Raw genomic sequence first — 11,987 nt, 5'->3', positions numbered from 1 at the left:
GTTACAAAATTGAGTAAAACTACTTCAGTAAAGTTATCGAATAGATTAAACCCAAAGCTATAAATATATTCAGAATAGAACAGATCTATTATTTCTGAAAGTCTTTTTCGGAGGTTACATCAACCAGATCTTTTCTTTTTTTCTGAAAAGCAGAATAAGTAATCACAACGCTGAGAGCCATTAAAATAAATGCAAGGAAAAACGGCGCTCCCGAAAACTTGAATGGTGCTTCATCATGGGTAAAAAAGTAAAATAAATTCGTCATCATCGGAGGTCCTATAATGGATGTGGCACTCATTAAACTCGTTAATGCTCCCTGAAGTTCACCCTGTTCGTTGGAAGGAACACTTTTCGTGATTACAGACTGTAAAGCCGGTCCGCAGATTCCTCCCAGGCAATACGGAATCAGAAATACAAACATCATCCAGCCTTCTGATGCAAAGGCAAATAACAGCATTCCTACTGCATAGAAAGCCAATCCGTAATAGATACTTTTCTGCTCTCCGAGTCTTGGAGTTGTCCATCTGATAAGACCACCCTGTACAAGTCCTACCAATAAACCCACTACTCCTAACGAAATCCCTACCATTCTTTCTGTCCAGCTGAATTTATACATGGTAAAGAAACTCCAGTTGCTCTGTACTGCATGTCCAGCAATATAAATTAAGATCAGTGAAACAATCAGCCCGGAAATTTCAGGATGTTTCCCTAAAAACTTAAATGAGCCTATAGGATTCGCACGCTTCCAGTCGAACTCTCTTCTTTTATCTTTATCCAGACTTTCAGGAAGGATAAAATAACCATAAAGGAAATTAAGCAGACACAAACCTGCTGCGGCATAGAAAGGTACTCTGGCACCGTAATGCCCGAGAACTCCACCCAGAACAGGTCCTATGATAAAACCTAAGCCAAAAGCAGCTCCTATCAGTCCGAAATTTTTAGCTCTGTCTTCATCCGTAGAAATATCTGCAATGTAAGCACTGGCGGTGGTTACACTTGCACCGGTAATTCCGGCAATAATTCTTCCCATAAACAGCCACCAGATCGTAGGCGCTAATGCAAGGAAAATATAATCTACGGCAAATCCGAAAAGGGAAATCAGGATAATGGGTCTTCGCCCGTATTTATCACTCAAATTACCGACTAAAGGCGAAAATATAAATTGTGTAAATGCATAGGCAAATCCAAGCCAGCCGCCATATTTTGCGGCTTCACTGATATCTGCATGAATGAGTTCTTCAATTAATTTAGGAACAACAGGAATGATGATTCCCCAGCCTGTAATATCAATCAGTAAAGTAATAAATATGAAGCCTATAGCTGCTTTTTTCTTTGAATTTTCCATGATGGTGCAAAATTAATCAAATCTGAAAAATAATGATTCTAAATTATGAGCAGCATATATAAATACTAAAAAATCAAATACATAAAATAATGACAAATAATGCATTACATTTAAAAAAGCTTTGTATTTTTTATATTTTCTTTTAACTGAGTCGTCCTAAAATAGGTTGACATAAATTAAACAATATTTAATCCGGAGAGATATTTTATTTCTTCGGATTTTTTATGCACTTTATCTGGAGTTTGCATATTAAGGCTTAGATGTGGTCTTTTAGTATTATAAAGATAAATACTTTCTTTTACTAATGAGTTTAGATCTTGCATATTCTTTGTTTTATAAAAAAGGAATTCTTGTTTCAATATTCCATTCACCCTTTCTGCCAGTGCATTTTGATAGCAATCATAACCATCAGTCATTGACGGTTTGATTTCATTCTTATTAAGTATTTTCTGGTAATAACCAGAGCAATATTGCAAACCTCTATCTGAATGATGAATTAATGGGCCACTTGAACCTCTATTTTTTATTGCCATTTTTAAAGCTTTCGCAACATTTTCAGTGTTCATATTTGAACTTAATGAATATCCCATGATCTTTCTACTATAGGCATCTGTTACCAAAGATAAATAACATGTAGATTCTTTGGTTTTAAGATAAGTTATATCGCTTACAAACACCTGTTCCGCTTTTTCTACTCTCAAATCCTTCAACAGATTGGGATGCTTTCTAAGCCAATGCTTTGAAAATGTTGTTTTAATATATTTCTTTTGTCTACGGATTAGCATATTCTCTCTTTTTAAGTAGGCAAATAAAGCATCTCTTCCCAATTTGACATCTTCCTGTATGAGCTGTTCTTTAAGAAGATGATAAAGTTTTCTTGTTCCTAATTTAGGTAACTTCATTCGTATTTCCTGAACCAGAAATTTTACCTTCAGTAATTGGTTTTCCCGGATTAAAATCCTTTGCTTAGCTTGATAAATAGCCTGACGGCTTATCCCAAACAATCTACACAGTCTTGATATACTTATTCCTTGTCTGTGGAGTTGGAAGATTGTTGGGAGGAAAACTTTTTTCTGATTTGAGTCCCATATTGTTTATCTGAGATATCAATCATCGTATTAAGAACCTTGGTTTTTAGCTTTTCATCAGCTAGTTCTTTTTCTAAACGTTTAATTTTTTGAGCTGGTGTTTCTTTGGAATTAGGCATAGTATGAAGTTTAGGTTTACTCCACTCTAAGTTACCATATCTTCGCAACCAAACCAAAACAGTACTTCTTCCCTGGATACCATACTCTTTTTGAGCCTGCTTGTAAGTGTAATCGCCGTTTTCTACTTGAGAAACTATTCTTAATTTAAAGGCTATACTGTAGTCTCTTTGTGTGCGCTTTTCTCTTTTTAATACTTGATCTTTCATAAATAAGTCGATTAATTGTCAACTTATTTCAGGACGGGACAAACATAAAGAAAAAGGCCGTTTCTTTCGAAACGGCCTTTACTAATTTATTGTAGTTTGTATTACTTTGAAACCAATTCTTCTTTTGCAGAAGTGGATTTTCCATGTACCTCTTCTTCTTTTCCTGTTTTAAGGAAGTCGTAAGCAATTGCAGATGCAACAAAGATGGATGAATAAGTACCGAAACCGATACCGATTAACATCGCAAACATGAATCCTCTCAGGTTATCACCACCGAAAATGAAGATCGCAAGGATAACCAGAATCGTAGTGAATGAGGTGTTGAATGTTCTACCCAATGTACTTGAAATAGAGTCATCAAACAGACCTGCCAATGTTAAAGATTTTTTCTCTCTCAGGTATTCTCTGATTCTGTCGAAGATAATTACCGTATCGTTAATAGAGTAACCCAATACTGTAAGGATTGCAGCAATGAAATCCTGGTTGATCTCCATGTTGAAAGGCATATACTTGTGAAGCAATGAATATGCTCCTAAGATAATTACCGCATCGTGGAACAGAGCTGCAACCGCTCCAAGAGAGAACTGCCATTTTCTGAATCTTACAAGGATATAGATGAAGATCATAGCTAATGCAGCCAATACCGCATAAATACCGTGAGTCTGGATATCATCAGCCACTGAAGGTCCTACTTTCTCAGAAGAAATAATTCCTGCGTGGTCTTTATCAGCAGATTTGAAATCTTTCAATGTTGTTCCTGCCGGTAACTGTGACTTTAATCCTTCAAATAATTTTTGCTCGATAATCTGGTCAGCTTTTAAAGATTCATCCTGGATAAGGTAATCCGTAGAGATCTTTAATTGTTTGTTGTTTCCGAAAGTCTTAGCTTCTACTGAAGAGTTTTTACCATCTTCAGTTTTGAATAATGCCACTAATTTTTCTTCAACATCTTCAGCTTTCACATCTTTATCAAATCTTACCACATAGTTTCTACCTCCTGTAAAGTCGATACCGTATTTGAAACCGTGCGTTGCAATTGAAATGATACAAACGATCGTAAGTACTGCAGAAATGATGTAGGCATATTTTCTCTTTCCAATGAAATCGATCCATGTATTTCTGAACAGGTTCTTCGTAGCCGGAGTCCATACAGAAAGACCTTTTCCTTTATTCAATCTTGAGAAGATCATTACTCGTGAAAGCAATACAGATGTAAATAAGGTCATTGCGATACCAATCATCAGCGTCAATGCAAAACCTTTGATAGGTCCTGTTCCGAAGAAGAACAATACAACTGCCGTAAGGAAAGTCGTGGTGTGACCGTCAATAATCGCGTTCAATGCATGTTTGAAACCATCTTTGTAAGCTTCAAGAATACTTTTCCCGGCGAATAATTCTTCTTTTGTTCTTTCATAAATGATAACGTTCGTATCCACTGCAACTGCCATGGTAAGAACGATACCTGCGATACCTGGAAGCGTAAGCGTAAAGTCTCCCGAATCCATAATACCGAAAATATAGAATAAGTTAATCACCATTGCAATTACCGCATATACACCAGCTCCACCGTAGTAGAAAATGATATAAACAATGATAATAGCAAATGCGATGATGAACGACATTAAACCTGAATCAATAGCCTCCTGTCCTAAAGACGGACCTACAACCGTAGCCTGAACTACTTTTGCACCTGCAGGCAATTTACCGGCACCCAACACGTCTACAAGCTCCTTAGCTTCTTCCTGAGAGAAGTTACCGGAAATCTGTGTTCTACCGTTAGGAATAGCGCCAACAACGTTCGGAGCGGTATATACTCTGTTATCAAGAGTTACTGCAACCGGTTTTCCAACGTTTTTCTCTGTTAATGTTTTCCACTCTTTTGCTCCTTTGGAATCCATCTGCATGTCTACTACTATTCTGCTTAGTTCATCATAACCGATGCTTGCAGTTTCAACAGCACCATCTACCGGAGCTTTTTGATTGATGTTACCTCTGATCGCATACAATACCAGGCTTTCAGTATCAGTAGCTTCAGGTTTGTAACCCCACATGAACTGTGTATATTTAATGTTAGCCGGACGTAAAGACTGAGCTACTTTGCTGTTCAGGATTTTGTTTACAACTGCAGTATCAGATAATTTTACATTAGCAACACCATTAGTTCTTAATTTGTCAAGCTGTAAAAGGTTCATGAAGTTCACATTCTTTGCAACTCCCATAGAATCTCCTTTTGCAGCAACCATAGTTGTCAAAGTCTGGAAATAAGGCGCAATTTCAGGAACCTGCTGTACTTCCCAGAACTGAAGTTTTGCAGAAGTCTGAAGCATTTTTTTCACTTTATCAATGTCCTTCATACCAGGCATTTCCACAGAAATTCTAGCGGTACCAGGTACTCTCTGAACGTTTGGCTGGATGGCTCCAAGCTTGTCAATTCTCGTTCTGATTACCTCAAAAGCTGTTCCTACAGATGCATCGATCTTTCTTTTAACAATGCTTTTTACCTGCTCGTCAGGAGTGTTATACTTCACCTCAGTAAGGGTTGTATTTCCGAAAATTTCCGGATCTGCCAGCTTAAGGTTTGCCCCTTTAGCTTTGTTTACTACATCGAACTGCTCGAAGAAGTTGTCGATGTAAGGTTTTGTAGAATTCTTCTGTGCTTCATCCGTTTTGTTTAAAGCCTCGATAAGAACAGGATTTGTAGAATAATTTGTTAAATCATTCACAAGATCTCTTTGGTTGATCTCCAAAAGAACGTTGATCCCCCCTTTCAGGTCAAGACCAAGTTTCATTTCCTTGTCTTTGGCTTTAGTGTAATAAAGTTTTGTGAATCCTAAATTCAAAGTATCCTTAGAAAGTCTTGCGATTTCTTTCTGATACTTCTCCGGATTGTCTCCTGCAATAGCAGTCGCCTGCTTTTCAATTTTGCTGGCGTACCATGTTGGTAATAGCTCGTTTAAGCAAATCAACCCTAGTACAATAGCGACAATTGTAATAAGTCCTTTTCCTTGCATTTTGTTATAACTACGTTAAATTAAGTCGGCAAATATAATGATTTTCTTGTATTTTATGAATTTTTAACAACAGAAATGGTTTATTTCCAGATATATTGGTATTGTGATTTCTATTTAAGATTTAACAATTTTTTCGTGCTATCATAGCGAAGTTTTCAAAATATATTGGTATAAAATTTTCATTCCATTTATCAACACACTAACTATCAAAATATTATGAAAAAATTACTTTTTTGCATCAGTATTTTTTCTTCCTTAATTGTTAATTCTCAAAGCATTAATTTGGAAGAATTTGTCACGGGGCTTACCAGTCCTGTAGAGATTACGAATGCCAATGACAGCCGTCTTTTTGTTGTACAGCAAAACGGGATCATTAAAATTATTCAACCTAACGGTACAATCAACTCCACCAATTTTCTGGATATTAGTTCAAAAATTATTTTTGGAGGCGAAAGAGGTCTTCTTGGCCTCGCATTTCATCCACAATACTCTGCCAACGGGTATTTTTTTGTGTATTATAACAATACAGCCGGAAATGTTACCGTCGCAAGATACAGCGTAAGTTCCACAGATCCGAATGTAGCTGATCCCGCTTCTGAAAAAATCCTTCTGAGCATTCCGAAACCTTTCGACAATCATAATGGAGGAAGTATTCATTTCGCTCCCGACGGAAAATTATGGATCATTACCGGAGACGGAGGAAGCGGCGGTGACCCGAATAATAATGCTCAAAACAAAAATTCACTGCTCGGAAAGATGCTGAGAATAGACGTAGATGCTGCCGGCCCATACAATATTCCGCCCGACAATCCTTTTGCAGGAGCCGGAGTGGATGGTGCTGATGAAATATGGGCTTACGGATTAAGAAATGCCTGGAAGTTTTCTTTTGATCTTACAACAGGAAATGCCATGATTGCAGATGTTGGGCAAGGAGCAATAGAAGAAATCAACAAAATACCTGTTATTCAAGGAGGCTTAAACTACGGCTGGCGCTGTTACGAAGGGAATAATGCTTACAACACAGCAGGATGTGCCGCACAGTCTACCATGACCTTCCCTGTTGCCGTATATGATCATTCCGGAGGGAAATGTTCTATCACAGGAGGATATGTCTACAGAGGCTCCCAATATCCGTCATTACAGGGTAAATATTTCTTTGCAGACTACTGCTCTACCCAGATTGGTATTCTGGACAGTAATAATGCCATCACATGGACGACACCTTATTCCGGGAATAACTTCTCTACTTTCGGGGAAGATTACCAGAAAGGGCTTTATGTAGCAGCTGTGAACAATGGAAAGATTTTTAAAATAACCACAGGTACTTTGGGAACTCAGGAAAATAATGCCTTTGGAAATATAAAAGTTTATCCTAATCCAGCTTCCAAAGAAGTTTTCATTGATGGAGTTAAAGATAAAAAAGCAACCCTAGAAATCATCAGTGCAGACGGAAGAAAAGTGATGGAAACGGATAAAGTCTCTAATGGCAAAGGAATTAATATTTCAGGAATTCCTGCCGGAGTGTATTATATTAATCTGAAATCCGTGGAACTGAAATCATATAGTCAGAAATTGATTATCAAATAGTAATAGCCGGTTTTAAGCGCAAACGAAACGCTAAGGTTTTTTACATTCTATGAAAAAGGATCGCAAAGGCGCTTCACTAAGCAAAAATATTGCTAGACAGAGTGGCTTTGCGAACAAAAAAATAAATCGGCATTATAAAATCTTTGCGAACCTTCCGTTTAATTATTTTTAAATAAAGGAGTTGTTTAAACTATCAAAAAATATTGAATATTTCTTAAACCATTAAGAAGAATTTAAGCAAGCATAGTTAAGATAATCTTAATACTCTAAACACCTTACTACAATCTTAATGTTTCAAAAAGTTTAAACAAGTTCAAAATAAGCCATAAGTCAATAAAAAAAGCGGTTCAGATCTGAACCGCTTTTGCTTATATTGTCATAGAGAAAATTCTCGTTTCCGGTTTATTTCTCATCATTCTCAGGTCAAAAACCATGGCTACATTCCTTGTGAATGCTCTTCCGGCTTCAGTAATTTTAACTTCAGTTCCGTTGATTTCAACCAGACCGTCATTTTCCATCTCTTTTAGCATTTCTAAAGCGTTTTCAAGCTCAGGGAAAGAGTTGTTTATATCAAAAGTGGTCTCAAGTTGGCACATCAGATTCAGAATATGTCTTCTTACCGTAAGATCTTCATCACTCAGTACGTGCCCTTTTACCACAGGAATCTCACCTTCTTCAACCATTTTCTGATATTCCTCAACTGTTTTTACATTCTGGGCAAACGCATACCAGGAATCTGAAATAGCAGACATACCAAGCCCAACCATCAGCTGGGTCTTGCTGGAAGTGTAGCCCATGAAATTTCTGTGAAGTTTCTTATGAATTAAAGACTGATAAAGATCATCATGCTCAAGAGAGAAGTGATCCATTCCAACCTCAATATATCCTAAATCCTGAAGCAGCTTTTTCCCGTCTTCATACAGACGGCGTTTTTCTTCACCACTTGGAAGGTCATTTTCATCAAAACCTCTCTGTCCGACTCCTTTTACCCATGGAACGTGTGCATAAGAATAAAATGCAAGTCTGTCCGGTTTCAGCTCCATTGTTTTTCTGATGGTATATTCCATCGCTTCCCAGTTCTGATGTGGCAATCCGAAAACCAGATCATGGCTGATTCCTCTGTACCCGATTTCCTTCGCCCATTCTGTAACATTTTTTACATTTTCAAAAGGCTGGATTCTGTTGATCGCTTTCTGAACTTTAGGATCATAATCCTGAACTCCGAAGCTCACTCTTCTGAAACCAAGGTCATATAAAGTCTGAAGATGTTCTTTCGTTGTATTGTTTGGATGCCCCTCAAAAGAAAACTCAGGATGCTCTGCAATATCTACTGTAGAAAAAATTCCCTCCAGTAATGTTCTTAAGTTCTCAGGAGAGAAAAATGTAGGAGTACCTCCTCCAAGGTGCAATTCTTTCAGTTTTGGTCTTTCACTGAAAAGATCAAGGTACAATTTCCACTCTTTTAAAACACTTTCAAGGTAAGGAACTTCAACACTGTGCTGTTTGGTAATACGTTTATGACATGCACAGAACGTACATAGCGCCTCACAGAAAGGCAAATGGATATAAATAGAAATTCCCTCCCCTGCATTGCTTTCATCAAAAGACCTGATTACGGTTTCCTTCCATCTTTCAGGCGAAAATGTTGATTCGTCCCAGTAAGGAACAGTAGGATAAGAAGTGTAACGCGGTCCGGGAATATTATACTTATCTATTAAAGAGTTCATTTTGAAAATTAAATTTTATAAGGCATGAAATTTAACATAATTAAATTCATCGTACAAAATTAACCATTAGTTATGAATTTTAACCTATGAATTATATTAGGTTCTATTTTATAATGAGTCTAAATACGTATGATCAGGCTTTTGGCTAATAGTGATATATTCTATTCCTGATATTTAAAATTTTAATTTCATCACCGCAATTTTATTATTTCCTGCAAGAACAACATTATTGCCATCAACCCATTGACAGACAAAGAATCCTTTTTCGTCAGAAATTTTCTTCCATGTTCTTCCAAAATCTGAAGAATAACTGACGTGCTTATCTCCTACCGCAAGAATCTCTTTTCCTTTTGATCCCGGTTTAATTTTCACACAAGTCGTATATCCTGCATTCTGCCCTGAGGCCTGAATCTGCCAGGTTTTACCACCATCGGTAGTCGTTGCGATATTATTGATATTAGCATCCTGTTTGGTATAATCTCCTCCAACAGCAATTCCAAACTTATCTTCATAAAAATCTATAGAATACATTCCTTGTGAAGATTCTCCCTGAACAAATGGAGTATTGAAAATTTCAAACTTTTCATTTTTCAGATCCATTCTTAAGATTCGGGAAGCTTTTCCTCCGGTTGCAATCCAAAGATATTTTTTAGAGGATGAAATATTGGTATTGCTGGCGGCAAAAGCAGCCTCACCCTCATTTAATTTTACATTATTCTTAAACATGCTCCATTTTCCGTCTTTGTACACAGCCAGCTTCAGCAGTTGATCTTTATCTGCATCGCTGAAGGTATAGGCAAGTTTATCATTTACGAAATGTAAAGCATCATAAAAAGCAGTTTTTGCTGTATCTTTAAAGACAACCTGTGAGGTCAGAGTTTTTTTATCAATGGCAAAAAATCTTCCCGGACTTTCAATATTGATCGTATAGAAAGAAGTTTTATTCTGACCTAATGTTCTGAACTGAAGTTTTTCTTCAGAAAGTTTTATCTGCTTCTGGTTTTTGTAATTTTTAAGATCTACAAAACCGAATTTGGAATCTGTACCGCTATACCATACTTTATTATCGTATAACTCAAGGGCTCTGATACTTATTTTATCATTAAGAATGGTTTCGAGGCTTTCCACCTGCTGGGAAAACGCTGCAAGTCCTGCAGACAGAAATAAAATGGTGAAAATCTTTTTCATAGTATAGTATTGTGACAAAAAAAAACCGCCGAAGCGGTTTATATAATTATTAATCCTGGTTCTGATATTTTTCAGGATTGTTAAGTTTACCATGTGATTTTCCATAAAGGAAGTATACCAAACCTCCCAGTACCAGCCATACAGCTGAAAGTTCCAATGCATGGGCACTCAGGTTAAAAATCAGATATAAATTGATAATTACTCCCAATGCTACTACAATTTTATAAGCAGGAACCTTGAAAGGTCTTATCAGATTAGGTTCTTTTTTTCTCATTACCCAAACGGCGATACAAACCAAAGTAAATGCAAACAGGGTCCCGAAGCTTGTCATATCTGCCAGTGTTGAAATCGGAGTAAATGCAGCAATAAATGCCACTACCAGTCCTAACAGAATGATTCCTTTATATGGAGTCTTTGTCTTTGGATGAAGCTGACCGAAGAATTGAGGAATCAAACCGTCTTTTGCCATACCGATAAAGATTCTGGACTGTCCCATCATCATTACCATTACTACGGAAATTAATCCTACCGTAGCAGCAATCGTTACGATATTACTTGCCCAGTGTTTTCCTGCAATTTCAAAAGCATAGGCCACAGGAGCTTTGATAGCGTCCGGATATTTACCTTCAGGGTTGAAGTCTGTATAATGCATCATCCCTGTTAATACAAGAGATACACAGATATATAAAGCGGTACAGATTAACAATGACGCAATGATAGCGAAAGGCACATCTTTTTTAGGATTAATAGCTTCTCCCGCCTGTGTGGAAACAGCATCAAAACCAATATAGGCAAAGAAAATAGCTGCAGCTCCGGAAATAATCCCTTTAATACCATATGCGGAGACCAGATCCCCTTCAGAGTTTTTGATTTTTACAGGATCCGGGATGAAAGGTTTCCAGTTTTTAACCCCATCTACAGCATTGTAAAGATCAGTATTAGAGAAAATAATATATACTCCTGCTATAATTACAAAAATAACAGCTGAAGTTTTCATTAAAACAATCAGGTTATTAGCTCCTGCAGCTTCTTTAGTTCCTTTTACCAATAATGCAGTAATTAAAAGAACCAGAATAAATGCGGGCAGGTTCATAGAAAATCCATCTCCTGTATAACTTGCAGGATCTGAAGTCAGATAGGCAGGGAGATGAATATTAAATATTTTCAAAAATTTATTAAAATATCCGGACCAGCTCACGGAAACTGCCATACTCGCCATAGCATATTCGAGGATGAGACACCAACCCATGGCCCAGGCAAAAATTTCTCCTACTGTTCCGTATGCATACGCATAAGCAGAACCTTCTACAGGAATGATGGATGCAAACTCTGCATAACATAATGCAGCAAAAACGCAGGCGATCCCTGCTATGATAAAGGAAATGGCAAGTGCTGGCCCTGCATGATAATAGGCTCCTGTTCCGGTAAGAACAAAGATTCCACCACCAATGATAGCACCTACTCCAATTGCTGTTAAACTCCACTTTCCAAGGACTTTCTTCAGCTCACTTTTCTTCATATCTGCCTCATAGGCACTTAGTGGCTTTTTAACCCAAATTTTCGACATGTTTTTTTATTTATTTAAGGATTTACGAAAATATAAAAAATTTAGAAACTCTCACGTTAATCGTTAAAATTTCATCATTTATTTTACATTAAAAACTTTAAAAACCTGACCAACACCTTATTCATACTATTTTATCTAGTGTTAAATT

General features: G+C 37.0%; 7 protein-coding genes. 1 reads left to right on the top strand and 6 read right to left on the bottom strand.

Features of this window, described 5'->3' with window-relative positions:
• Nucleotides 1-88 precede the first annotated feature (88 nt).
• From EL165_RS00305 to secD, 3 genes are all read right to left on the bottom strand, one after another.
• The gene (locus EL165_RS00305) at nucleotides 89-1,345 is read right to left on the bottom strand and encodes a TCR/Tet family MFS transporter (RefSeq protein WP_002980347.1); all 1,257 of its coding nucleotides are present in this window, start codon (nucleotides 1,343-1,345) and stop codon (nucleotides 89-91) included.
• A gap of 176 nt (nucleotides 1,346-1,521) precedes the next feature.
• Nucleotides 1,522-2,759, bottom strand: a protein-coding gene (locus EL165_RS00300) for an IS3 family transposase (protein ID WP_429825934.1) whose coding sequence is annotated in 2 segments (ribosomal slippage) — nucleotides 1,522-2,411 and nucleotides 2,411-2,759 — 1,239 coding nt in all. Because the reading frame shifts where the segments join, the coding sequence is not laid out codon by codon here.
• A gap of 101 nt (nucleotides 2,760-2,860) precedes the next feature.
• Nucleotides 2,861-5,770, bottom strand: coding sequence for a protein translocase subunit SecD (secD, locus tag EL165_RS00295; protein ID WP_002980350.1), 2,910 nt, complete (start codon nucleotides 5,768-5,770; stop codon nucleotides 2,861-2,863).
• A 216-nt stretch (nucleotides 5,771-5,986) separates the two neighbouring features.
• Between secD and EL165_RS00290 the strand changes: the two genes are divergently transcribed.
• Nucleotides 5,987-7,357 (top strand): PQQ-dependent sugar dehydrogenase, encoded by a 1,371-nt coding sequence (locus EL165_RS00290; protein WP_002980351.1) that lies wholly within the window; start codon nucleotides 5,987-5,989, stop codon nucleotides 7,355-7,357.
• A gap of 368 nt (nucleotides 7,358-7,725) precedes the next feature.
• On the opposite strand, the gene hemN is transcribed toward EL165_RS00290, so the two are convergent.
• From hemN to EL165_RS00275, 3 genes are all read right to left on the bottom strand, one after another.
• On the bottom strand, nucleotides 7,726-9,084 hold the full coding sequence (gene hemN / locus EL165_RS00285; RefSeq protein ID WP_002980354.1) for an oxygen-independent coproporphyrinogen III oxidase: 1,359 nt from the start codon (nucleotides 9,082-9,084) through the stop codon (nucleotides 7,726-7,728).
• A gap of 174 nt (nucleotides 9,085-9,258) precedes the next feature.
• On the bottom strand, nucleotides 9,259-10,272 hold the full coding sequence (locus tag EL165_RS00280) for a WD40/YVTN/BNR-like repeat-containing protein (protein WP_002980355.1): 1,014 nt from the start codon (nucleotides 10,270-10,272) through the stop codon (nucleotides 9,259-9,261).
• A gap of 49 nt (nucleotides 10,273-10,321) precedes the next feature.
• A complete protein-coding gene (locus EL165_RS00275; RefSeq protein WP_002980357.1) occupies nucleotides 10,322-11,839 on the bottom strand; it encodes an amino acid permease in 1,518 nt (505 codons plus the stop codon).
• Nucleotides 11,840-11,987 lie beyond the last annotated feature (148 nt).

Source organism: Chryseobacterium gleum, from assembly GCF_900636535.1.
Classification (GTDB): Bacteria; Bacteroidota; Bacteroidia; order Flavobacteriales; family Weeksellaceae; genus Chryseobacterium; species Chryseobacterium gleum.
Note: the sequence above shows the minus strand (reverse complement) of the source record. Positions and strands in the feature narration are given on the sequence as shown.

What these genes read in the sequence shown, in the direction of transcription:
- hemN (WP_002980354.1), bottom strand. Translation starts at nt 9,084, where the DNA reads ATGAACTCTTTAATAGATAAGTATAATATTCCCGGACCGCGTTACACT.
- EL165_RS00280 (WP_002980355.1), bottom strand. Translation starts at nt 10,272, where the DNA reads ATGAAAAAGATTTTCACCATTTTATTTCTGTCTGCAGGACTTGCAGCG.
- EL165_RS00290 (WP_002980351.1), top strand. Translation starts at nt 5,987, where the DNA reads ATGAAAAAATTACTTTTTTGCATCAGTATTTTTTCTTCCTTAATTGTT.
- EL165_RS00275 (WP_002980357.1), bottom strand. Translation starts at nt 11,839, where the DNA reads ATGTCGAAAATTTGGGTTAAAAAGCCACTAAGTGCCTATGAGGCAGAT.
- EL165_RS00305 (WP_002980347.1), bottom strand. Translation starts at nt 1,345, where the DNA reads ATGGAAAATTCAAAGAAAAAAGCAGCTATAGGCTTCATATTTATTACT.
- secD (WP_002980350.1), bottom strand. Translation starts at nt 5,770, where the DNA reads ATGCAAGGAAAAGGACTTATTACAATTGTCGCTATTGTACTAGGGTTG.